This window comes from Modestobacter sp. KNN46-3, assembly GCF_011039295.1.
In genome coordinates, this window is record NZ_JAAKGN010000037.1 from 1 (window position 1) to 23,205 (window position 23,205).

At 75.6% G+C, this 23,205-nt stretch carries 22 protein-coding genes; 13 read left to right on the forward strand and 9 right to left on the reverse strand.

All coding sequences use genetic code 11. The annotated features are described in order from the left end of the window. Nucleotides 1-367 precede the first annotated feature (367 nt). The 3 genes from G5C62_RS10505 (at nt 368) to G5C62_RS10515 (ending at nt 4,935) form a co-directional block, all read left to right on the forward strand. The gene (locus G5C62_RS10505; protein WP_231558492.1) at nt 368-1,138 is read left to right on the forward strand and encodes an ABC transporter ATP-binding protein; all 771 of its coding nucleotides are present in this window, start codon (nt 368-370) and stop codon (nt 1,136-1,138) included. A 4-nt stretch (nt 1,139-1,142) separates the two neighbouring features. Then, complete coding sequence (locus G5C62_RS10510; RefSeq protein ID WP_164700932.1) at nt 1,143-3,605, forward strand: ABC transporter permease; 2,463 nt, start codon at nt 1,143-1,145, stop codon at nt 3,603-3,605. Between the two features lie 127 nt (nt 3,606-3,732). Beyond that, a complete protein-coding gene (locus G5C62_RS10515; protein WP_036339641.1) occupies nt 3,733-4,935 on the forward strand; it encodes an MBL fold metallo-hydrolase in 1,203 nt (400 codons plus the stop codon). 9 nt (nt 4,936-4,944) lie between these two features. Here G5C62_RS10515 and G5C62_RS10520 read toward each other — a convergent pair whose 3' ends face one another. The 8 genes from G5C62_RS10520 to G5C62_RS10555 all read right to left on the reverse strand — a co-directional run bounded on the left by G5C62_RS10520 (nt 4,945) and on the right by G5C62_RS10555 (nt 12,097). Beyond that, a complete protein-coding gene (locus tag G5C62_RS10520) occupies nt 4,945-5,712 on the reverse strand; it encodes a hypothetical protein (protein ID WP_164700933.1) in 768 nt (255 codons plus the stop codon). A 55-nt stretch (nt 5,713-5,767) separates the two neighbouring features. Next, nucleotides 5,768-6,421: a haloacid dehalogenase gene (locus tag G5C62_RS10525; RefSeq protein ID WP_241175820.1), complete on the reverse strand. Its 654-nt coding sequence runs from the start codon at nt 6,419-6,421 to the stop codon at nt 5,768-5,770. A gap of 76 nt (nt 6,422-6,497) precedes the next feature. Beyond that, complete coding sequence (locus tag G5C62_RS10530; RefSeq protein WP_164700935.1) at nt 6,498-7,367, reverse strand: Fpg/Nei family DNA glycosylase; 870 nt, start codon at nt 7,365-7,367, stop codon at nt 6,498-6,500. 79 nt (nt 7,368-7,446) lie between these two features. After that, a complete protein-coding gene (locus tag G5C62_RS10535; protein WP_241175821.1) occupies nt 7,447-8,601 on the reverse strand; it encodes a MalY/PatB family protein in 1,155 nt (384 codons plus the stop codon). Between the two features lie 5 nt (nt 8,602-8,606). After that, complete coding sequence (locus tag G5C62_RS10540) at nt 8,607-10,022, reverse strand: NAD-dependent malic enzyme (protein ID WP_206330573.1); 1,416 nt, start codon at nt 10,020-10,022, stop codon at nt 8,607-8,609. Between the two features lie 149 nt (nt 10,023-10,171). After that, a complete protein-coding gene (locus tag G5C62_RS10545) occupies nt 10,172-10,612 on the reverse strand; it encodes an SRPBCC domain-containing protein (RefSeq protein ID WP_052091558.1) in 441 nt (146 codons plus the stop codon). Then, entirely contained in the window at nt 10,609-11,121 is a 513-nt protein-coding gene (locus G5C62_RS10550; protein ID WP_164700937.1) for a DUF309 domain-containing protein, read from the reverse strand. Before G5C62_RS10550 ends, G5C62_RS10545 begins: the two co-directional genes overlap by 4 nt. 1 nt (nt 11,122) lies before the next feature. Continuing rightward, a complete protein-coding gene (locus G5C62_RS10555) occupies nt 11,123-12,097 on the reverse strand; it encodes an anti-sigma factor RsbA family regulatory protein (RefSeq protein WP_036339626.1) in 975 nt (324 codons plus the stop codon). A gap of 246 nt (nt 12,098-12,343) precedes the next feature. Here G5C62_RS10555 and egtA point away from each other — a divergent pair, with 246 nt between their 5' ends. The 9 genes from egtA to G5C62_RS10600 all read left to right on the forward strand — a co-directional run bounded on the left by egtA (nt 12,344) and on the right by G5C62_RS10600 (nt 20,757). Beyond that, nucleotides 12,344-13,618: an ergothioneine biosynthesis glutamate--cysteine ligase EgtA gene (gene egtA, locus G5C62_RS10560; RefSeq protein WP_164700938.1), complete on the forward strand. Its 1,275-nt coding sequence runs from the start codon at nt 12,344-12,346 to the stop codon at nt 13,616-13,618. Beyond that, entirely contained in the window at nt 13,615-14,892 is a 1,278-nt protein-coding gene (gene egtB / locus G5C62_RS10565) for an ergothioneine biosynthesis protein EgtB (protein WP_164700939.1), read from the forward strand. Before egtA ends, egtB begins: the two co-directional genes overlap by 4 nt. Nucleotides 14,893-14,905: 13 nt before the next feature. After that, nucleotides 14,906-15,610, forward strand: a complete 705-nt coding sequence (gene egtC / locus G5C62_RS10570) for an ergothioneine biosynthesis protein EgtC (RefSeq protein ID WP_164700940.1) — start codon at nt 14,906-14,908, stop codon at nt 15,608-15,610. Beyond that, nucleotides 15,607-16,569 carry an L-histidine N(alpha)-methyltransferase gene (gene egtD / locus G5C62_RS10575; RefSeq protein WP_164700941.1) on the forward strand — a complete coding sequence of 321 codons (963 nt, stop codon included), beginning with the start codon at nt 15,607-15,609 and terminating at the stop codon, nt 16,567-16,569. The genes egtC and egtD overlap by 4 nt, the downstream gene beginning before the upstream one ends. Nucleotides 16,570-16,591: 22 nt before the next feature. Continuing rightward, nucleotides 16,592-17,734: an ergothioneine biosynthesis PLP-dependent enzyme EgtE gene (gene egtE, locus G5C62_RS10580; RefSeq protein WP_164700942.1), complete on the forward strand. Its 1,143-nt coding sequence runs from the start codon at nt 16,592-16,594 to the stop codon at nt 17,732-17,734. A 79-nt stretch (nt 17,735-17,813) separates the two neighbouring features. Next, nucleotides 17,814-18,635, forward strand: a complete 822-nt coding sequence (locus G5C62_RS10585; RefSeq protein ID WP_164700943.1) for a DUF4397 domain-containing protein — start codon at nt 17,814-17,816, stop codon at nt 18,633-18,635. A 25-nt stretch (nt 18,636-18,660) separates the two neighbouring features. After that, nucleotides 18,661-19,341 carry a class F sortase gene (locus G5C62_RS10590; protein ID WP_036339613.1) on the forward strand — a complete coding sequence of 227 codons (681 nt, stop codon included), beginning with the start codon at nt 18,661-18,663 and terminating at the stop codon, nt 19,339-19,341. A gap of 44 nt (nt 19,342-19,385) precedes the next feature. Further along, a complete protein-coding gene (locus tag G5C62_RS10595) occupies nt 19,386-19,985 on the forward strand; it encodes a sigma-70 family RNA polymerase sigma factor (RefSeq protein ID WP_231558489.1) in 600 nt (199 codons plus the stop codon). Nucleotides 19,986-19,995: 10 nt separating this feature from the next. After that, the gene (locus G5C62_RS10600) at nt 19,996-20,757 is read left to right on the forward strand and encodes an anti-sigma factor (protein ID WP_241175822.1); all 762 of its coding nucleotides are present in this window, start codon (nt 19,996-19,998) and stop codon (nt 20,755-20,757) included. Between the two features lie 3 nt (nt 20,758-20,760). Here the strand turns inward: G5C62_RS10600 and G5C62_RS10605 are convergent, their stop codons facing one another. After that, nucleotides 20,761-22,134: an 8-oxoguanine deaminase gene (locus G5C62_RS10605; protein ID WP_206330574.1), complete on the reverse strand. Its 1,374-nt coding sequence runs from the start codon at nt 22,132-22,134 to the stop codon at nt 20,761-20,763. A gap of 192 nt (nt 22,135-22,326) precedes the next feature. On the opposite strand from G5C62_RS10605, the gene G5C62_RS10610 reads away from it, so the two are divergent. After that, complete coding sequence (locus G5C62_RS10610; RefSeq protein WP_036339604.1) at nt 22,327-23,205, forward strand: xanthine dehydrogenase family protein subunit M; 879 nt, start codon at nt 22,327-22,329, stop codon at nt 23,203-23,205.

The following is a 23,205-nucleotide window of genomic DNA, read 5'->3' on the forward strand; positions in this document are numbered from 1 at the left end:
GATCTGGCTGTTGTTCATCGTGGTGGACCGTAGGGCAGGGACGCGTGCACGCCGAACCCGCCGCCGGTCCGCGACGCCCCGCACTGAGGAAGGACCCCCTCCTCCCCACCCCTCGCAGGCTCGCGGCGGGCCCCTGGAGGGGGCCGGTCCGCCGAGTGCGGAGCTGTCGACGCCTGCCGGCACGGCGAGGTGTCGACGAGCCATCACTCGGCGCCGACCAGCAGCGGGGCATGCCCCTGGGGGATGACCCAGGGTCAGCCCACAGGTGCACCACAGCTCCGCGGAGACCAGCCCCTGCGGCGACGCGGGCGGACACGACGGCGGGAGAACGTGATCTCAGTCGAAGACCACGTTCCTGGAGGCCGAAGTGTCCGTCCCCGTCATGACCGTCCCGGGTGAGCCCGCGGCGACCCAGTCCGCCGCCGTCCACGCCACCGACCTGCGCAAGACCTACGGCTCGGGTGAGACCGCGGTGCACGCACTGGCCGGCGTCGACGTCGCGTTCGACCGGGGTGCGTTCACCGCGATCATGGGCCCCTCGGGCTCGGGCAAGTCGACGCTGATGCACTGCCTGGCCGGCCTGGACGCCGCGACCAGCGGCAAGGTCTGGCTCGGCGAGACCGAGCTCACCAGCCTGCGCGACGACCAGCTGACCACGCTGCGCCGCGAGCGGATCGGCTTCGTCTTCCAGTCGTTCAACCTGCTGCCGGTGCTCAACGCCCAGGACAACATCCTGCTGCCGATGCAGCTGGCCGGGCAGCGCCCGGACCGGGCGTGGATGGACTCCGTCATCGGCCGGCTCGGCCTGCGGGACCGGCTCCAGCACCGCCCGCACGAGCTCTCCGGCGGTCAGCAGCAGCGGGTGGCCGTGGCCCGGGCGCTGCTCCCCCGCCCGGACGTCGTCTTCGCCGACGAGCCCACCGGCAACCTGGACAGCCACGCCGGCGCCGAGGTGCTGGACCTGCTGCGCTCCAGCGTGCGGGAGACCGGCCAGACCGTCGTCATGGTCACCCACGACCCGGTCGCCGCCGCCTACGCCGACCGGGTCGTGCTGCTGGCCGACGGCCGGCTCGCCGGCGAGGTCCACCAGCCCACCACCGACTCGATCATCAACGCGCTGCGTGGACTGGGGGCCTGACGCCATGCGCGCAGTGACACTGGCGAGCATCCGGGCGCACGCCGGCCGGCTGGTCGCCTCGACCCTGGCGATCGTCATCGCGGTGGGCTTCGTGGTCGCCACCCTGGTGCTCAACGAGACCACGAAGGCCACCGTCCTGGAGGCCGCCGGCGCCCAGTACGTCGACACCGACGTGGTGGTCACCTCCGGCAGCGGCACCGGGCTGACCGAGCACGTCGACGCCCTCACCGCACTGGACGGGGTGCAGGCCGTGGACCCGACCTGGCAGACCTCCGTCCAGGCGGTCGCCCCCGGCCGCACCGGCGCCCAGTACCTGCTGGTCGAGTCGGTCGCCGGCGACCCCGGGCTGCGCTGGCAGCAGCTGACCGACGGCTCGCTGCCGGTGCGCCCGGGCGAGGTCGCGGTCAGCGAACGCGTCGGTGCCGCGGTCGGCGACGTCCTCCCGGTCACCTCCTACGACGCCGAGGGCACCGGGACCACCACCGACGTCACCGTGACCGGCGTGGTCGACCTGGGCGGCGACCCCACCGCCGGCATCTACGGCAAGGCCTACGCCACCGCCGACCAGACCCGCGCCTGGGGCGCCGAGGAGCCGACCGAGCTGCGCATCGCCGGCCCCGCCCGCACCGATCCCGGTCTCCTGGCCGACGAGGTGCGCACCACGCTGGCCGGCGAGGACGTCACCGTCCGCACCGGCACCGAGCAGGCCGAGGCGTCCGTCGCGGCGCTCACCGGTGACGCCGCCTGGCTCACCACCACCCTGCTGGTGTTCGCCACCATCGCCGTCCTCGTCGCCGGGCTGGTCATCGCCAACACCTTCGCGGTGCTGCTGGCCCAGCGGACCCGCGACCTGGCGCTGCTGCGCTGCGTCGGCGCGACCTCCCGGCAGGTGCGCCGCAGCGTCCTCGGCGAGGCCGTGCTGACCGGGCTGGTCGCCTCGGTGATCGGCGTGCTGGCCGGCATCGGGCTGTCCGCGGCCGTCTCGGCGGTGGTGTCCGGCATGGACTCGCCCGTCCCGCTGTCCGGGGTGTCGGTGCCGCTGTACGCCGTCGGCGTCGGCCTCGCCGTCGGCACGGTGACCACGCTGATCGCGGCGCTGGCCCCGGCCCGCGCCGCCACCCGGGTCGCCCCGCTGGCCGCGCTGCGCCCGACGGACCCGGCACCGCTGCGTTCCCGCGGGGGCGTCGCCCGGCTGGTCGCCGGCCTGCTGCTCGCCGTCCCCGGCATCGCGCTGATGGCCGTGGGCGTGGTGACGGCGCAGATCCTGGTCTCGCTGGCCGGCGGGGTGCTCAGCTCGCTGGGGCTCCTGCTGCTCGCCCAGCGGGCGGTGCCGCCGATCGTCGCGGCGGCCGGTCGGCTGCTCGGCCGGTTCGGCGGGCTGCCGGCCCGCCTGGCCACCGGCAACGCCACCCGCAACCCCCGCCGGACGGCGGCCACCGCCACTGCCCTGCTGATCGGCGTCACGCTGACCACGGCGATGGTCGTCGGCGCCAGCTCGACCCGGGCCTCCGCACAGGCGGGTCTGGCCGCCGCCTACCCGACCGACGTGATCGTCGAGAGCTTCGACGAGCCGATCCCGGCCACGCTGCAGGGCCAGCTGGAGTCGGTCGACGGCGTGGTCGAGGCGACCGGCCTCACCGCGGCGATGATCACCGGGCCGGACGGTGCGGAGAGCTGGGTCAGCGGCGTCGACGCGGCGCAGGCGCTGCCGGTGTTGCGCTCGACGTCCGACGTGACGCTGCCCGAGCTCGGCCAGGTGGTGCTCCCCGGCTGGGAGGCCGACCTCTGGGACGTGCAGCCGGGCGACTCGCTGACGCTGGCCGCCGGCGACCGCTCGCGCACGCTGACCGTGGTGGCCGGCGAGACCGACCGCACGCTGCTGACCAGCACCGACCTGCAGGCCCTGGTGCCCGAGGCGGCGGTGGCGACGATGTGGCTGCGGGTGGCCGACGGGATCGACCAGACCGCGGTGATCGACGAGATCACCGACCTGGCCGGCACCGCGCTGCCCACCGCGTTCGTCACCGGGCTGGCCAGTGAGCGGGCTGCCATCGACCAGGTGGTCGACGTCCTCCTGCTGGTCGTCACCGGGCTGCTGGGCGTGGCGGTGCTGATCGCGCTGATCGGGGTCGGCAACACGCTCGCCCTGTCGGTCGTCGAGCGGCGCCAGGAGAGCGGCCTGCTGCGGGCGCTGGGACTGACCCGCGGCCAGTTGCGTGCGCTGCTGGCCTGGGAGGCGGTGCTCGTCGCCGGGGTCGCCGCGGTGCTCGGTGTGCTGGTCGGTGGCGCGTACGGCCTGGTCGGGGCCGCCTCGGCGCTCGGCGAGATCGGCGAGGTGGTGATCAGCATCCCGTGGCTGCAGATCGGCGCGATCGTGCTGGTCGCCACCGTGGCCGGGCTGCTGGCCTCGGTGCTGCCGGCCCGCCGGGCGGCGAAGACCCCGCCGGTGGCCGCGATCGCCGGCTGACGCACCGACCCCGACCTGAGACCGGGGCCCACGACCGTGGGCCCCGGTCCCTCGTCGGTCCCGGCCGGGACGTCGACCGCCGGCGCCCGCCCGGCGGGGACACAGCTCGACGGGGGATGCTGGGGGCGTGCCGTTCCTCCGCCGTGCCGCCGCCGTCACCGCTGCCACCGCCCTCGCCGGTGGGGTGGGCTGGGTCGCCCGCGCCGCCTGGGGCCTGCCCGTCGCCCTCGGCGCCAGCCAGCGCCGGCTCCGCCCGACCGTCACCGGCTCGTCCCAGTTCTCCGACGGGAAGTTCCACAACAACCTGCCCACCCCCGCGCTGCCCCCCGCCAACGCAAGGGACGGCCTGCTGCGGCAGTGGCACGAGGAGCGGCACAAGGGGCTCCCCGGGGGCCCCATCCCGCTGGCCACGCCCGAGGTGCCCGAGCAGGCCACGGAGCTGGCGGTCACCTGGTTCGGGCACTCCAGCGCCCTGCTGGAGATCGACGGCCGGCGGGTGCTCGTCGACCCGGTGTGGAGCGAGCGGGTGTCGCCGTCCCCGCTGCTGGGCCCCACCCGCCTGCACGAGCCCCCGGCGCCGGTGGAGAGCCTGCCCCCGGTCGACGCGGTGCTGATCAGCCACGACCACTACGACCACCTCGACCTGCCCACGGTGCGGGCCCTGGTGCGCGAGCAGTCGGCGCCGTTCGTCGTCCCGCTGGGCATCGGCGCGCACCTGCGCCGCTGGGGCGTGCCCGACGAGCGGATCGTGGAGCTGGACTGGGACGGCGCCACGACCGTCGCCGGGCTGACGCTGACCTGCACCGAGGCCAGGCACTTCTCCGGCCGGTTCTTCGCCCGGGACACCACGCTGTGGTCGTCCTGGGTCATCGCCGGCCCCCGGCACCGGGTGTTCTTCGGCGGCGACACCGGCTACACCCCGGCCTTCGCCGGGATCGGCGCCCGCCTCGGGCCCTTCGACCTGACGCTGCAGCCGATCGGCGCCTACAACGACGCCTGGCACGCCATCCACATGGACCCGGAGGAGGCCGTGCGCGCGCACGGTGACCTGGGTGGCCGGGTGCTGGTGCCGATCCACTGGGCGACGTTCAACCTGGCCTTCCACCGGTGGGCCGAGCCGGTGCAGCGGCTGCTCGCCGCCGCCGAGGTACGGGACGTGCAGGTCGTCGTCCCGCAGCCCGGTGAGCGGGTCGACCTGCTGGCCCCGCCGCCGCTGCGGGACTGGTGGACGGCGGTCGGTTCCGTCGACGACCTGCCCCCCAGCGGTGCGGCGGCCGCCAACGCCCGCGTCCGCCGGCTGACCGCCCGGCGGGCCGGCTCCCCGGGCTGACGGCGACGCTCAGCCGACCAGCAGCGCGCTCCGGTCCGTCCGGGTCAGCGCCCGGCCGGCCAGCGCCACCAGGACGACGGCGGCCGCGCAGACCGCCGCCACGGCGACCTGCCGCGGGCCCTCCGCGGCAGCGATGCCCAGGAGGCCCCAGATGACGGCCGCGGCGAACGGGCCGGCGGCGACGTGGGAGCCGAGCAGCACCGCGGCCGCGACCCCGGCGACCGTGACCAGCGCGGCAACCGCCCAGGCCTGGGCGGCCAGGGTGTCCGGGGAGATGCCGAGCGCGACCCCGGTGCTGCCCACGTTCGCCACCGAGGCGACGGTGAGCCAGCCCAGCAGGAGCCCGGCGGTGGCCCGAGGCAGCGCTCGGGCCAGGCCGCCGGCCGGCACCGTCTGCAGCCGGACGTAGGCGACGGCGGCCGCGGCGGTGATGCCGAAGATCAGCACCTGCGCGACGTACTGCCACACGCCGCCCTGCGGGTAGACCACCTCCCAGACGGCGTTCCCGGCGAACGCGATGGCCAGCGGCCAGCCGGTCCGCCGGTGCACCTCGCGCCCGCGCTGCGACGGCAGCGCCTGGTACACCGCCCAGGCCAGCGACCCGGCGAAGATGACCCCCCAGATGCTGAAGGCCCAGCCGGTCGGGGTGACCAGGGAGCGGTCGCCGTCGCTGACGTCGCCGACGCTGCGGCCGGCGAGCGCCGCACCCAGCGGGCTGCCGACGACCTGGGCGACCGCCGCGACGACCACCGCGACGACCCGGGGGGTGTCCCGCATCCGGTTCCTCCTCGTCCGCGCGCGGCCACCGGGTCGGCCACGTCCTCGGTGAGGGCTACCCGGCGAGGGCGGCGAGCACCCGGGGGAGCTCGAGGAGATCGGTGACCTCGTGCTGCGGCTGCGGCCCGTCCGGGTCGACCCGGTGCCCGGACCGGTGCACCCGGACGACGGTGAGGCCGGCCTCGAGCGCTCCCCGGGTGTCCCGCGCCGACGCGGGGACGTGCACCGCGGCGCCGGCGTCCGCCGCCCGCCGGTAGATCTCCGGGCTCGGCTTGTAGGCGTGCAGCCGCTCGCTGGTCAGGACGGCGTCCGGGTGCACCAGGCCGGCCGCCCGGGTGCGGGCGAACAGGTCGTCGTCCACGTTGGACAGCACCCCGACCCGGTGCTGCTCGGCGACCAGCGGCAGCGCCCGGCCGACGTCGGGCCACAGCGGCCAGTCCGGCAGCGACGCCAGCAGCGCGAGGGTGTCCGCGGTGGCGTCGGCGTCCAGGCCCCGGGCCGCGTAGGTGTCCGTGAGCGCGCGGCGGCAGTGCTCGGCGAAGGGCACCCAGTCGGTGAGGTCCTTCTGCGAGGCCTTGTTCCGGGCGTCCCAGTCGTCGTAGAGCTCGGTGCCGGCGACGTCCCAGCCGTGCCCCTGCGCGAGGGAGTCGAACGTCGCCGAGCCGCCCGTCCGGGAGTCGATCAGCGCGCTGAACAGGTCGAAGGTCACCAGCACACCGTCAGTATGGCCCCGTTGCAGGGTCCTGCCGCGAGCCTGCGAGTGGCGGGGGCAACGGGGCCCTTCGTCAGCGCAGCAGCTTGGACATCCGCCGGTCGGCCAGCGGCTTGCCGCCGGTCTGGCAGGTCGGGCAGTACTGCAGCGAGGTGTCGGCGAAGGACACCTCGCGCACGGTGTCCCCGCAGACCGGGCAGGGCAGCCCGGTGCGGGCGTGCACCTGCAGACCGGCCCGCTTCTCCCCCTTGAGCGTCGCCGCCCGCTGCCCCAGCTGACGGTCCAGGGCGTCGGTCAGCGTCTCCCGCATCGCGGCGTGCAGCCGGAGCAGCTCGTCGTCGGTGACCTTGTCGGCCATCTTGAACGGGGAGAGCCGGGCGGCGTGCAGGATCTCGTCGGAGTAGGCGTTCCCGATGCCGGAGAGCACGGTCTGGTCGGTGAGGGTGCCCTTGAGCTGGGTGTGCCGGCCGGCCAGCAGCGCCCCGAGGGTCTCGGCGTCCAGCTCCAGTGCGTCCGGGCCCAGTCGGGCGATGCCCGGCACCTCGGTCGGCGAGCGGACCACGTAGACCGCCAGCCCCTTGCGGGTGCCCTGCTCGGTCAGGTCGAACCCCTCGGGCAGCTCACCCTCGCGCGGCTCCAGGTGCATCCGCAGCGCCAGCGGGCCCTTCCCCGGCTTGGGCGGTGCGGTGGGGAGGTTCTGCCGCCAGTGCAGCCAGCCCGCCCGGGCCAGGTGGACGACCAGGTGCAGCCCGGAGACGTCCAGGTCGAGGAACTTGCCGTGCCGGGTGGCGCCGGTGAGCTCCAGCCCGGCCAGCGAGGACAGCGACGGGTCGAAGGTCTTGATCGCCTGGACGGCGGCCAGGTCGACGCGCGTGACGATCCGGCCGACCGCGTTCTCCCGCAGGAACGCCGCCAGCGCCTCCACCTCGGGCAACTCGGGCACCCGCCCATGATCCACGCCGGACGCCGTCCCCGTCGTCCCCCGTCACCCCCTGACCACCAAAATGGCCATTTTGGTGGTCTCAGCGGGGGGCGGCGGCGGCCATGCGTTCGACGATGGTGCGGAGCAGCGGGCGGGGGGTGGCCAGGTTCAGCCGCACGTGCCCGGCGCCGGGGGCGCCGCACTCCGGGCCGTCGACCAGCGCCACCCCGGCCTCGCGCAGGAAGAACTCCCCCAGCGGCTCCTCGATGCCCAGCTCCCGGCCGTCCAGCCAGGCCAGGTAGGTGCCCTCCGGCGGGGTGTACCGCACCCGCGGCAGGTGCTCGGCGAGCAGCTCGGCCAGCAGCCGGCGGTTGCCGTCCAGGTAGGCCAGGACGTCGTCCAGCCACTCCTCCCCCTGCTCGTACGCCGCCGTGCTGGCCAGCACCCCGGGGGTCGATGCGCCGTGACCGGCCAGCTCGCCGACCTCGGCCCAGTGCGCGGCGTCGGCGGGGTTGGACAGCAGCAGCTGCGCGGCCTTGAGCCCGGGCACGTTGAACGCCTTGGACGCCGACGTCGCGGTCACCGTGTGCGCGGCGGTGACCGGCGACAGCGAGGCGTAGGGCCGGTGCACCGCGCCCGGGTACACCAGCGGTGCGTGGATCTCGTCGGCGAACACCCGGGCGCCGTTCCGGTCCACCACCTCGGCCAGGGCGAGCTGCTCGTCCGCGGTGAACACCCGGCCCACCGGGTTGTGCGGGTTGACGTGCACCAGCAGGGCCCCAGGGGTCAGCGCCCGGTCCAGCGCCGCCAGGTCGTGGGTGGACCGACCGTCGTGGACGACCATCGGCACCTCGACGAGCTCGCGGCCCATCAGCCGCGGCACCTTCAGGAACGGCATGTACGCCGGGGTGGGCAGCACCACCGGGGCACCCGGCGGGGTGAAGTGCTCGATCGCGGCCTGCAGCCCGGCGACGACGTCGGCCAGCGGGGTGATCCACTCGGCCGGCAGCTCCCAGCCGTACCGGCGGCGCTGCCAGCCGGCGCACGCCTGCGCCATCGCGGTGGCGATCGGGGTGGGCAGGTAGCCCAGCGCCCCGGCGTCGACCGCGTCGTGCAGCGCGCGGATCACCACCGGCGCCGTCCCGAAGTCCATCTCGGCGACCCATCCGCCCAGTGCGTCGCCGTACCGCGTCCACTTGAGGCTGCCGGCCGACCGCAGCGCGTCCTCGGTCAGTGCGTCGAAGGAGGTGCCCACCGGCGTCAGTCTGCGTCGCCGGGCACGTCGGCGGTGGCCCCGGGCTCGGCGCGGGCCGACTCCTCCACCGCGGCCGCGACCGCCTGCGCGACGGCTGGGTCGAAGACGCTGGGGATGATGTAGTTGGCGTTGAGCTGGTCGTCGCCCACCACCGCGGCCAGCGCGTCGGCGGCGGCCAGCAGCATGCCGGGGCGGATCTCCTTGGCCCGGGCGTCGAGCAGCCCCCGGAAGACCCCGGGGAACGCCAGCACGTTGTTGATCTGGTTGGGCAGGTCCGAACGGCCGGAGGCGACGACGGCGGCGTACTGCCGGGCCCGCACCGGGTCGACGTCCGGCGTGGGGTTGGCCATCGGGAAGACCACCGCCTGGTCGGCCATCCCGGCCAGCACCTCGGCCTGGATGACGTTGGCCGCGCTGACCCCGATGAACACGTCCGCGCCGACCAGGGCGTCGGCCAGCTCACCCCGCCGGCAACCGGGGTTCGTGCGCCGGGCCAGGTCCAGCTTGGCCGGGGAGAGCCGCTCGTCGTCGGGGGAGAGGACGCCCTCCCGGTCCCACACCAGCACGTTCCTGGCCCCGGCCTCCAGCAGCAGGGTGACGATCGCCGTCCCGGCCGCACCGCCGCCGGCGACGACGACCGCGACCTCCTCGAGCTGCTTCTCCACCACCCGCAGCGCGTTGCGCAGCGCGGCGAGCACGCAGATCGCCGTCCCGTGCTGGTCGTCGTGGAAGACCGGGATGTCCAGCTTCTCCCGCAGCCGGGCCTCGATCTCGAAGCAGCGTGGCGCGGAGATGTCCTCCAGGTTGATCCCGCCGAAGCCGGGGGCGATCAGCTCGACGGTGCGCACGATCTCGTCGACGTCCTGGGTGTCCAGCGCGATCGGCCAGGCGTCGATGTCGCCGAACCGCTTGAACAGCGCGGCCTTGCCCTCCATCACCGGCATCGAGGCGCCCGGCCCGATGTCGCCCAGCCCCAGCACCGCCGAGCCGTCGGTCACCACCGCGACGGTGTTGCCCTTGATGGTGAGCCGGCGGACGTCCTCCGGGTGCTCGGCCAGCGCCAGGCAGACCCGGGCGACGCCGGGGGTGTAGGCCATCGACAGGTCGTCGCGGGTCTTCAGCGGCACCTTGGAGGCGACCTCCAGCTTGCCGCCCAGGTGGAGCAGGAACGTGCGGTCGCTGACCTTGCGCACGTGCACGTTGTCGACGGCGTCGAGTGCGGCGACGACCTCCTCGGAGTGCTCGGCGTCGGCGGCCGAGCAGGTGACGTCCACGGTGAGGCCGTCGGGCCGGGACTCCACGACGTCGATCGCGGTGACCGCACCACCGGCGCTGCCCACCGCGGTGGCGATCCGGCCGACGCTGGCCGGATCACCGTCGGCGGCGAGCCGCACGGTGATCGAGTAGGACGCCGACGTCACCGGACCGCGGTGGACGACGGGCGCGGGCGCCGAGCCAGGAGTGAGAGACGTCACTTTCCCATCGTGGCATCTCGACCACGACATTTCCACCTAGCGGGCCGCCTTTCCCGCCATGCGGAATGGCAACCTGCCAAGCACGCCATTCGGGGTCAGGCGGAGAACTCCGCCGCCCGCTGCTCGGCCCGGGCCTTGAGCCCGACCGCGAACTGGCGGAAGGCCGGGTTCAAGTCGGGCACCGTGCGCATCATCAGCGGCGCCAGCGGGCCGCGGTACTGCTCGCGCACGGTGAACTCCGTGCTCCCGTCGGCCTGCGGGTCGAGCCGGAAGGTGCGCTCGGCGACGAACAGGTCCAGCGGCAAGCCGCTGTGCCAGCGCATCGACTCCGCCGGCCGGATCTCGGTGACCGTGACCCGCAACGGCCGGCGCCGGGTGCCGGTGGCCACCAGGAGGAGCGGCGCGCCCAGCCGGACGACCCCCTCCACCCGGTCGATCCCGGAGTGCCAGTCTCGCCAGCCGCCGACGTCGACGAGCACCGACCACACCTGTTCGGCCCCGGCGTCGATGCGGGTGGCCGCCTCGTAGCTCCTCATCGGGACCGAGTGTGCTCCCCGTCACTCGTCGGTGGAAGAGCCAGCCGCGGCGGGGCCGGGTCCGGCGGCACCCCGGCCGCGGCGTCCGCCCCGAGCCGGGTGCCCCAGGCGACCAGCCCGGTGAGGTCCACCCCGTGCCGGGCGGCGGCCGGGCCGGCGGTGCCGAGCGACCGGGCGCCCCGGGTCAGCAGGGTCGCCGCACCCGGCAGGTTGCCGCGCAGGGCATGGGTCAGGCCGACCGCGAGCTGGGCCAGGCCGCGCCACAGGTCCCGTTCGTCGTCCGGTCCGGTCTTCCACGCGTCCTCGAGCACCTCGTGGGCGTGGAACGGCCGACCCTCGTCCAGCAGCTCCTGGGCCTCCACCAACGTCTGGTCCGGCGTGCGGACCAGCCCCTCCGGCGCCCGCGGCTCCCCCGGCGAGCCGTACGGCAGCGGCCGGCCCAGCGCGTCGCGCGGTCGGGCGCTGCGGGCCCGGCCGATGTCGTCCCGGTCGCGGGGGGCGCCGGGCACGTCAGCGCAGGACGGTGGTGAGCCGGACCTGCACGCCTTCGCCGGCGACCGTGATGTCGACGTGGTCGCACAGCTGGCGGGCCAACCACAGCCCCATGCCGCCCAGCGACAGGTCGTCGCCGTGTGCCGGCCCGTAGCCGATGAACGGGTCCTGCAGCCCGGCGCCGTGGTCGGTCACCGTGCAGACCAGCCGGTCGCCGCCGGCCCACAGCCGCAGGTCGACCGGCGGCCGGCCGTGGCGCAGCGCGTTGGTGGTCATCTCGTCGACGGCGAGCAGGAAGTCCTCGAGCGCCGGCTCCGAACCGGTCGGCAACCGGGCCTCGGCGGCGCGCGCGGCGAGGTCCCGGCGCAGTCCGCGCAGGTCACGCACCGAGTCGGCGTGCACAAGCGGCTCGGTCGACTCCAGCGGCTCGAGCGGGACCGGCAGCGAGGCCAGGTACTCCTCGGGGTCGACGTGGTCGGGGTTCACCCGCTCGTGCCCGTCGACCTGGAGCACCGGGTGGGTGGCCCGCACGGCGGCCACCAACGGCTCCGGCACCCGGCGGGTGTCGCACAGGCAGAGCACCAGCAGCGGGTCGTCCCCGGCGCGGTTCGCCTCGTCGAGCTGGTGGTCCAGGACGGCGTCGTAGCGCTGCCACTCCCGCCAGGTGTCGGGGTCTGACCTGGACAGCGGCTCGAGGACGACGCGGACCACCGGGCTGGCCGCCACCCGGTGGCGCACCCCGAGGCGGCGGACGGCGGTGATCGCCGCTGCCGGCCCGTTGCCGTACACGTCGGACCACCCGGTCCAGACCACCTGCGGACGGTCGGGGAGCGCCTCCTGCAGGAGCTGGGTGGTCTGGTCGCTGCAGACGACCACCACCGGCTCCCCGGCGTCCAGCCCGGCGCACACGAACGCGACGGTGCCGTCGACCAACTCGCTGTCCGACGCGCCGATCAACGCCCGGTGTCTGCCGGACCCGGCTGCCCCGTCCATGCGTGCTGATCCCCGTCCTGCCCGATGCGGAGCCGCCGTCCTGGCAGCCGTGTCCACGGCCTCCCTACCCGCTCCCCGGCGACCTAGGCGTACGGCCGGCCGCGAGCTGACCGGACGGCCCGGAGGTGCGGGTTGCCGCGTCGGCGCAAGCGTGGAAGATGGGCATCGAGGACGGCCGCCACTCGGCACGCCGCCCCCGCACCGACCCGCGGTCGACTCGACCGGTCCGGACCTGGAGGGGGCGGCATGACCACGTCCACAGCACTGACCGACCTTCCCGCCGACGACGTCCTGCGCGGCCTCGACGCCGCCCGGGAGCACGTCGCTTCCCATGCGTTGCACCCAGCGGCGACCGGGCCGGTCGGGCTGGAGCTCGAGGCCCACCTGGTCGACCTGGCCTCCCCCGGCACCCGGGTGCCCTGGCACCGGGTCACCGCCGCCGTCGCGACGCTGCCCCCGCTGGACGGCGGCAGCCGGGTCACCCTCGAGCCCGGCGGCCAGGTCGAGCTGTCCGGCCCACCGGCCCCCGACGTCACGACCGCGGTCACCGGCCTGCGATCGGACCTCGCGGCCGCCCGGGGCCGGCTGGCCGCGGCCGGCCTGGGGCTGGCGCCGCTGGGCGCGGACCCGTGCCGCCCCCCGCAGCGGGTGAGCCCGGGCTCCCGCTACGTGGCGATGGAGGAGCACTTCCAGGCGCTGGGCCACCGGGCGGCCGGCGTCACGATGATGACCAGCACCGCGGCGCTGCAGGTCAACGTGGAGGCCGGGCCCCGGTCCGGCTGGGCCGCGCGGGTCCGGCTGGCCCAGGCGCTCGGTCCGGTGCTGGTGGCGGTCTCCGCCTGCTCCCCGCTGCTGGCCGGCAGCGAGACCGGCTGGCGCTCGGGCCGGCAGCGGATCTGGGCCGAGCTGGACCCCGCTCGTTGTGGACCCCTGCCCGGTGGGCCCGACCCGGCCGACGAGTGGGCCGCGTTCGCCCTGGCGGCGCCGGTGATGCTGGTGCGCGGGCCGACGGACGACGCCGTCCCGGTGCGCGGCCGGACGTCGTTCGCCGACTGGGTCCGCGGGGCCGGGCCGACCGACCGGCGGCCGACCGTGGCCGACCTGGAGTACCACCTGACCACGCTGTTCCCGCCGGTCCGGCTGCGCGGCTACCTGGAGCTGCGGTATGTCGACGCCGCGCCCGAGCCGTGGTGGCCGGCGCTGTCGGCGGTGGCCGGCACCCTGCTCGACGACCCGGTGGCCGCCGACACCGCCGCCGCCGCGACCGAGCCGGTCGCCGGCCGCTGGGAGCCGGCCACCCGGCTCGGACTCGCCGACCCCGAGCTGCACGCGGCCGCGGCCGCCTGCCTCGAGGTCGCCGTGCGCCGGGCCCCGGCGGGCCTGCGGACACAGGTCACCGCCCTGGCCGAGCTGGTCGAGCGCCGGGCCAGCCCCGGCGACGCACTGCTGCACACCGCCCGGACCCACGGCCCGGCAGCCGCCCTGCTGGCCGCGACCCACGACGCCGAGGAGGAGACGTGACCGACCTGAGAGAGACGCTCGCCCAGGAGCTGACCCGCGCCCGGGAGCGCACCCTGCTGCTCACCGAGCACGACGAGCCCGTGCTGCTGCGGCAGCACTCGCCGCTGATGAGCCCGCTGGTCTGGGACCTGGCCCACGTCGGCCAGCAGGAGGACCTGTGGCTGCTGCGCGGCGGCGACGCCCGGTGCACCGGGGTGCTGCCGCCGGACGTGGAGTTGCTGTACGACGCCTTCACCCACCCCCGGGCCGCACGGGTCCGGCTCCCGCTGCTGCCACCGGTGGAGGCCCGGGCGTTCTGCGCCGAGGTGCGCGGCCGGGTGCTGGACCGGCTCGACCGGTCCGGCCCGGACGACGACCCCTTCGACGTCGCAATGGTGGTCAGCCACGAGCAGCAGCACGACGAGACGATGCTGCAGACCCTGCAGCTGCGCGCCGGCCCCCCACTGCTGGGCGCCGGCTCCCCGCTCCCGGCCGGCCGGCCCGGGTTGGCCGGCACCACCGTGCTGGTCCCCGGCGGGCCCTTCCGCCTCGGGGTCGACGGCACCGAGGAGCCGTTCTCCCTGGACAACGAGCGGCCGGCGCACGTCGTCGACGTCCCGGCGTTCCGGATCGGGCGGGTGCCGGTCACCAACGCCGAGTACACCGCCTTCGTCGCCGACGGCGGCTACACCGACCCGCGCTGGTGGTCCGCGCGCGGCTGGCAGCACCGCTGCGACGCCGGCCTCACCGCACCTGAGTTCTGGGGGCCCGAGGGCACCCGGACCCGGTTCGGCCTGGTCGAGGAGCTGCCGGCGGACGAACCGGTCCAGCACGTGACCTTCTTCGAGGCCGAGGCGTACGCCGCCTGGGCCGGTGGCCGGCTGCCGACCGAGGAGGAGTGGGAGAAGGCGGCCGTCTGGGACCCGGCCACCGGCGGCCGGCGGCGGTTCCCGTGGGGCTCGGCCGACCCGACCCCGGAGCTGGCCAACCTCGGCGGCTCGGCGCTGCGCCCCGCCCCGGTGGGCGCCTACCCCGCCGGCGCCTCGGCCTGCGGCGTGGAGCAGTTGATGGGCGACGTGTGGGAGTGGACCTCCTCGGACTTCCGCCCGTGGCCCGGCTTCACCCCGATGCTCTACGCCGACTACTCCGCGCCCTTCTTCGGCGGCGACCACAAGGTGCTGCGCGGGAGCTCCTGGGCGGTGGGCGCCTCGGTGACGCGGCCGAGCTTCCGCAACTGGGACCACCCGGTGCGCCGGCAGGTCTTCAGTGGCATCCGACTCGCCTTCGACGCATGACGGGAGACGCCTGATGTGCCGGCACCTGGCCTGGCTCGGGCAGCCGCGCACGCTGGCCGCGCTGGTGCTCGACCCGCCGTCGTCCCTGCTGGTGCAGTCCTACGCCCCCCGCCGGCAGCGGTACGGGACGGTGAACGCCGACGGCTGGGGCGTGGGCTTCTGGGCCGACGGCCGTCCGGAACCGGCCCGCTGGCGGTCGGCGCAGCCGTTGTGGGGGTCGGCGTCCTTCGCCTCGGTCGCGCCCGCCGTCTCGGCCCGCTGCGTGCTGGCGGCGGTGCGCTCGGCGACCGTGGGGATGCCGATCGAGGAGGCGGCGGCCGCCCCGTTCACCGACGGCCGCTGGCTGCTCTCGCACAACGGCCGGGTCGACCGGGCGGTGCTGCCCCCGGCCCGGGACGCCGAGTCGGTGGTGGACAGCGCACTGCTGGCCGCGCTGGTCTTCTCCCGCGGCATGGCGGCGCTCGGCGAGACCGTCCGCGAGGTGGGGGCCGCCGACCCGGCCGCCCGGCTCAACCTGCTCGCCGCCGACGGCACCCGCCTGCTGGCCACCACCTGGGGCGACACCCTGTCGGTGCTGACCACCGACGAGGGGACGGCGCTGGCCAGCGAGCCGTGGGACGACGACCCGCGCTGGGCCGACGTCCCCGACCGGACGCTCGTCGAGGTCACTCCCGACGGCCTGACCCAGACGTCCCTCGATGCATCGGAGCCCGCATGACGTTCACGCTCACCGACCACCTCGGCCCGGTCGACGCCGGCGCTGCGCTCGCCGCCGACGTGCGCGCCGGCCTGACGGCGAGCCCGAAGACGCTGCCGCCCCGCTGGTTCTACGACGAGCGCGGCAGCGAGCTGTTCGACGAGATCACCCGGCTGCCGGAGTACTACCCGACCCGCGCGGAACGTGCCCTGCTGGCCGAGCGCGCCGCGGACGTCGCCGCGGCCACCGGCGCCGACACGCTGGTCGAGCTCGGCAGCGGCACCTCGGAGAAGACCCGGCTGCTGCTCACCGCGCTGGCCGAGGCCGGCACCCTGCGCCGCTTCGTGCCGGTCGACGTCGACCCCTCGGTGCTGCGGGCCGCCGGTGCCCAGATCACCGCGGCCTACCCGGGGACGGCGGTCGACGCGGTGGTCGCCGACTTCACCGTGCACCTGGGCGACCTGCCGCAGGAGGGCCGCCGGCTGGTCGCCTTCCTGGGCTCCACGATCGGCAACCTGGAGCCCGGGCCGCGGGCGGCCTTCCTCTCCTCCCTCGCGGCGACCCTGCGACCGGGGGACTCCTTCCTGCTCGGCACCGACCTGGTGAAGGACCCCGATCGACTGGTCCGCGCCTACGACGACGCCGCCGGGGTGACCGCGGCGTTCAACCGGAACGTGCTCGCGGTGCTGAACCGGGAGCTGTCCGGCGACGCCGACCCGTCCGCGTTCGAGCACGTCGCGGTGTGGGACCCCGAGCACGAGCGGGTCGAGATGCGGCTGCGGTCCACCCGGGACCAGGTCGTGGACCTGGCCGCGATCGGGTTGACGGTGCCCTTCTCCGCTGGGGAGGAGGTGCGCACCGAGGTGTCGACCAAGTTCCGCCGGGCCCGGGTCGAGCAGGAGCTGGCCGCCGCGGGCCTGCGGATGACCCACTGGTGGACAGACGGCGACGTCGCCGTCTCCCTCTCCGTGCTCGCGTGAACCCCGTCCTATCCTCCCGACGGTGAGCAGCCTCCCGCACGACGACCTCGGCGACGCCTGGCGCGCCGCCCGCCTGCGACCGGCCACCGTGCACCTGGACCACGCCGCCTGCAGCCGGCAGAGCACCGCGGTGCTCGACGCCGTCGCCCGGCACGCCCGGCACGAGTCGGAGCTGGGCGGCTACGTCGCCGAGCAGGCGGCGGAGGGGCTGCTGCAGCAGGGGCGCTCGGTGCTGGCCGGGCTGGTCGGGATGGCCGCCGCCGACGTGGCCTTCACCGAGAGCGCGTCGGCGTCGGTGCGCACGCTGGTCTCCCGCTGGCGGCTGGCACCGGGCGCCCGGGTCGGCGTGCTGCCCGGGGAGTACTGGCAGAACGTCGCCGCCTTCTCCGACGCCGGGCTGACGCCGGTGGTGCTGCCCGGTGACGCGGTGGGCCGGGCCGACCTGGCCGGCGTCGAGCGGGTGCTGCGTGACGACCCGCCGGCGTTCGTGCACGTCACCCTGGTGGCCAGCCACCGCGGCGTCGTCCAGCCCGGGCGGGAGGTCGCCGCGCTGTGCCGGGCGGCGGGCGTCCCCCTGGTGCTGGACGTCGCGCAGGCCCTCGGTCACGTCGACTGCGACCTGGGCGCCGACGCGGCCTACGGCACCTCGCGCAAGTGGCTCGCCGGGCCGCGCGGCGTCGGCTTCCTCGTCCTGCGCCCGGCGGTCGGCGCGCGGCTCTCCCCGCTCGTGGGCCCGGAGCTGTACGACGAGGACCGCACCGGCGTCGACCACGCCCGCTGGTACGAGTCGCACGAGGCGCACGTGGCCGGCCGGATCGGCCTGGTCGTGGCCGTCGGCGAGCACCTGGCCGCCGGCCCGCACCGGGTGCGCGAGCGGCTCGCGGCGCTGGGCCGCGCCACCCGCGAACGGCTCGACGGCCGCGGCGGGTGGCAGGTCGCGGAGCCGCTGGACGAGCCGACGGCGATCACCACGCTGCGCCCCCCGGACGGCGTCGACGTCCGGGAGGTGGTCACCCGACTGCGCACCGGGCACGGCGTGCTGACGACGGCGGCCGGCCGGGAACGGGCACCCCGGGAGCTCGCCGGCCCGGTGCTCCGCGTCTCCCCGCACCTGGACTCCACCATCGAGCAGCTGGACCTGCTGGCCACCGCCCTGGCGCACTGATCGCGGCCGGCTGCATCCAGGCGCGGGGGCGGGCCGGAAGAACGGGGTGACAGTCCAGTCCAACGGAAGGAACGTCACCGTGAACAAGACCCGCCCGATCGCCTTGACCGCCGGCGCCGCTGGCGCGTTCGCCCTGCTCTTCGGGGCCACGCCCGCGCTGGCCGACTCGCACACCAACGCGACCCTCTCGGTCCTGCACGCCGTCCCGGAGCTCCCGGTCGACGTGTACGCCAACGGCGAGCGGCTGATCGACGACTTCCAGCCGGGCACCCTCACGGACCCGCTGTCGCTCCCCGCCGGCGCGTACGACCTGGCGCTGTTCCCGGCCGATGCCGCGGACGGCTCCGGCGAGCCGCTGCTGTCGGCGATGGGCGTGGAGCTGCCGGCCGGCGCCGACGCCACGGTGGCCGCCCACCTCACCGAGGCCGGCGAGCCCGCTCTCACCCCCTTCGTGAACGACACCTCCGAGGTCGCCGCGGGCGAGGGCCGGCTGACCGTGCGCCACGTGGCCGCGGCACCGGCCGTCGACGTGCGTGCGGGTGGAGAGGTCGTCATCGACGGGCTCACCAACCCGAACGAGGAGTCGCTGACCGTGCCCGCCGGCACCGTGAGCGCCGACGTCGTGCTCGCCGGCACCGACACGGTGGCGATCGGCCCGGCCGACCTGTCCCTGACCGAGGGCGCGACCACGATCGTCTACGCCTGGGGTTCCGGTGACGCCGACTACGAGCTCGCCACCCAGACGGTCCAGGCCGGGGCCTCCGCACCGACCGGTGTCCCCGGTGGCTCGGCCGGTCTCGCCGCTGACGAGGGCATGCCGGCGCCGCTGGTCGGCCTGACCCTGGCCGGCCTGGCCGGTGCGGCGTTCGCCGGCCGCAAGTACGCCACCAGCCGGGTCTGACCGACCGAGAACAGAGGCACCCACCGTGCGCAGCTCCGTCGTCGTGCTGGTCCTGGGCCTCGCCCTGGCGATCGGGACACCGGTCACCTGGGCGTTGACCCGGCCTGACGCGACGGCGGGCACCACGGTGGAGCAGGCGATCGACGCGCCATCACCGTCGGCGGCACCGTCCCCCACCGGGACGGTGCCGCCGGCGGCGCCTGCACCCGGCCTCCCCCCGGTGACCACCAGGGACGCGGCGCCCACCGTGGCGTCGCCGGTCCCGGCGCCGGTCCGGCTGAGCCTGCCGGCCCAGGGAGTGACCGCCCCGCTCGACGCGGTCGGTGTCTCCCCCGACGGCCAGATGGAGCTGCCGGAGGACGTGGACCGGGTCGGCTGGTACCGGTTCGGGCCCGTGCCCGGGGACGAGGGCTCCGCGGTGCTCGCGGGGCACGTCGACGACCGGGAGCAGGGGCTGGGCGCCCTGGCCCCGCTGCGCACCACCGAGGTCGGCGACGTCGTCGTCGTCACCGGCGCGACCGGTGCGGAGACCCGGTGGCAGGTGGTCTCCCGGGAGCTGATCACCAAGCAGGTCCTGCCGCTGGACTCGATCTTCGACCGGGAGGGACCCCCGCGGCTGGTGCTGATCACCTGTGGCGGCCCGTTCATCCCCGAGCTCCGCAGCTATCGCGACAACGTGGTCGTCGTTGCCGAACCGCTCCCATGAGCCTGCTGGCCGTCCGGCTGCCGCACCTGGGTACGGTCGCTGACGTGCCCATCACCGAGGGCTCGGCGCAGCTGGGCGCCGAGCCGGACGACGCCGAGGTGGCCCGGCGCTTCGCCGACGGCGACGAACAGGCCCTCGCCTGGGCCTACGAACGATGGGCGGCACAGGTGCACGGCATGGCGGTGCGGGCCTTCGGTCCGGGCCCCGACGCCGAGGACGTCACCCAGCAGACCTTCATCTCGGCCTGGACCGGGCGCGGCCGCTACCGCCCCGAGCAGGGGCCGCTCCCGGCCTGGCTGGTGGGCGTGTGCCGGCACAAGATGGCCGACACCTGGGCCAAGCGGGAGCGGCAACGTCGCTCGACCGAGGCGGCCACGAACGAGGCCCGCTCGGCGCCGACCACCGGTCCGGGCAGCGAGCTGGCCACCGAGGTGGCCGACCGGGTCCTCTTGCTGGGCGAGTTGAACCGCATCGGCCAGCCGCAACGAAGCATCATCGAGCTGGCCTTCTTCGAGGACCTGACCCATGCACAGATCGCGGCACGCACCGGCATCCCGTTGGGCACCGTGAAGAGCCACATCAGGCGCACCCTGGAGCGCCTGCGAGACCGGTTGGAGGTGGACGGTGCAGCACTGCGATCCTGACGAGCTGGCATTGGCCGCCTTCGACGAACAGCTGTCTGCCGAGGACGCTGCGCACCTGGCCGACTGTGCCGAGTGCCAGCGGGAGGTCGCCTCGCTCCGGCGGAGCGTCGACGTCCTCGCCGTCCCCGAGCTGGCCGCACCTGGCCAGGCGATCGCCCCACCTCCGCAGGTCTGGGCAGCGATCGCCGCCGCCACCGCGGTCAACGTCTCTCCCCGAGAGGAAGCGGTCGCGCGCGGCGTCGACGCGCCCGCGCCGGGTCCGACCGAATCGGCCGGGCACGAACTCGCCGGATCCGATGCCGGGTCGGCCACCGTGGTGCCCATCGGGTCACGGTCCCCCCGCCGCTCGGCGGCGCGGTGGCTGCCGCTGGCCGCCGCCGTGCTCGTGGGCGGCTTCATCGGTGCCGGTGCGGTCGCGGTCACCCAGAACGGTGCTGGCGGCGCCGTGGTCGCCCAGGCCGGGCTCGACCCACTGCCGGAGCAGAATGCGTCGGGCAGCGCCGAGGTCCGGGAGAGCCGTGGGGTCCGCGAACTGCGGGTCGACCTCGACCTGCCGGAGCTGGACGACGGCTACTACGAGGTGTGGCTGCTGCAGACCGACGCGCAGCGGATGGTGCCGGTCGGCGTCGTCCAGCGGGGCGCCACGGTGCTGCCGCTGCCGGCCGACCTGGACCTGGCCGCCTACCCGCTGGTCGACGTCTCGGTCGAGCCGCTCGACGGCGACCCGACGCACTCCGGCGTCTCGGTGGTCCGGGGCGAGCTCTCCAGCTGAGCGTCAGTCCAGCGGGGCCTGGACCCGCTGCGACACCCGCCGGTGGACGGCGAGCTGCTCGTCCAGCCCCGGATGGGTGACGGCGCCGTCGGAGACGACGAACCGGCCCGCCACGACGGTGTGCCGCGCGGACACCGGGCCGCAGCGCAGCCAGGCCTCCACCGGGTCCGACAGCGCGCCGGCGAACCGCACGCCCTCCAGTGACCAGACGGCCAGGTCACCGCAGGCGCCGACCGACAGCTCGCCGATCTCGCCGGCCCGGCCCAGGCACGCGGCGCCCCCGCGGGTGGCGATCTCCAGGGCGTCCCGGGCCGACATCGCCGCGGCGCCGTGCCGGAGCTTGCCCTGCAGCATCGCGGTGCGCGCCTCCAGCCAGAGCGACGCGGAGTCCGCCGACGCCGAGCCGTCGACCCCCAGCCCGACCGGCGCGCCGGCCGCCCGCAGCTCGGCGACCGGGGCCAGGCCGCTGCCCAGGATCATGTTCGACGACGGGCAGTGCGCCGCCCCGACCCGCGCCGCGCCCAGCCGGGTCACCTCGGCCGGATCAGGCCAGACCACGGGCGCCAGCCACGTCCGGTCGGTCATCCAGCCGACGTCGGCCAGGTGGTCGACCGGGCGCCGGCCGAAGGTCGCCAGGCAGAAGGCGTCCTCGTCCCGGGTCTCGGCGAGGTGGGTGTGCAGCCGGACGTCGAGGGACTCGGCCAGCTCCGCCGTCCGGCGCATCAGGTCGGCGGTGACGCTGAACGGGGAGCAGGGCGCCAGCGCGATCCGGGTCATCGCGGTGGGCGACGGGTCGTGGTGGGCCTGCACCAGCCGCTGCGAGTCGGCCAGGATCTCGTCGTCGTCCTGCACCACCGAGTCCGGCGGCAAGCCGCCGTCCTTGACGGACAGCGACATCGAGCCGCGGGTGGGCGAGAACCGGACGCCGAGCTCCCGGGCCGCGGCCACCTCCGCGGAGATCAGGTCACCGGCACCGCGCGGGTGCACGTAGAGGTGGTCGGTCGACGTGGTGCAGCCGGACAGCGCCAGCTCGGCCAGCCCGACGTACGCGCTGACGTACGCCGCCTCCTCGTCGAGCCGGGCCCACAGCGGGTACAGCGTGACCAGCCAGTCGAACAGCCCACCGCTCAGCGCAGGGGCGTAGGCGCGGGTCAGGTTCTGGTACAGGTGGTGGTGGGTGTTCACCAGCCCGGGCGTGACCAGGCAGCCGCGGGCATCGACCCGCCGGACGGCGGCCGGCTGCGGGTCGCCCGGGCCGCCGAGGCCGCTGACCACACCGTCGGTGATCGCGACCCACCCTCCGGGCAGCTCGCGGCGGGCGTCGTCGACGGTGGCGATCAGCTCGGCGTCGTGCACGAGCAGGTCAGCGGTCTCCACCCCGCGCATCCTGCCGCCTGGACGTGTCCGGCGCGTGTACACGTGTAAGAGCCGCGCCCCGACGTGGCGACGACCCGGGCGACGCAGGATCTCGTCGTCCTCACCCCGTCCTGACCCGCCCGGGCACCCGGCCGTCATCCACCCGTGACACGGCGGGGCTACCGTGGCCGTCCCCCACCGACGAGGAGCCCCATGGACTTCCTGCAACCGGTCACCTGGGCAGAGGCGCTGGAGGCGAAGGCCGCCCATCCCGACGCCGTGCCGATCGCCGGGGGCACCGACGTCATGGTGGGCCTCAACTTCGGCCACCTCCGCCCGGCGCTGCTCCTCGACCTCACCCGGGTCGCCGACCTGCGCGACTGGGCGGTCACGGACGGCGCGGTCCGGCTGGGGGCGGGGGTCAGCTACGCGCGGGTGATCAGCGAGCTCGGCGACCGGCTGCCGGGCCTGGCCATGGCCTCCCGCACCATCGGCTCCCCGCAGATCCGCAACCGGGGCACGGTCGCCGGCAACCTCGCCACCGCGTCACCGGCCGGGGACGCCCACCCCGCGCTGCTGGCCGCGGGTGCCGAGGTCGAGGTGGCCTCCGTGCGGGGCACCCGCCGGATCCCGATCGACGACTTCTACACCGGGGTCAAGCGCAACGCGATGGACGGCGACGAGCTCATCACCGCCGTCCACGTCGTCCCGCCGAGCGGCCCGCAGCAGTACAGCAAGATCGGCACCCGCAACGCGATGGTCATCTCCGTCGCTGCGTTCGGGCTCGCCCTGCACCCGGACCGCCGCGCGGTCGGCACCGGCATCGGCTCGGCCGCGCCGACGCCGCGCCGCGCTCCGGCCGCCGAGGAGTTCCTGGCCGGCGAGCTCGACAGCAGCGGCCTGTGGGAGTCCCGTGCCGAGCTGCCGGAGGCGACGATCGCCCGCTTCGGGGAGCTGGTCGCCGCCGCTGCCGCCCCGATCGACGACGTCCGCGGCAGCGCCCGCTACCGAGTCCACGCGCTGTCCGTGATGGCCCGCCGCGCCCTCACCTGGGCCTGGGCCGACCACCGCTCCGCGACCCAGGAGGCCTGA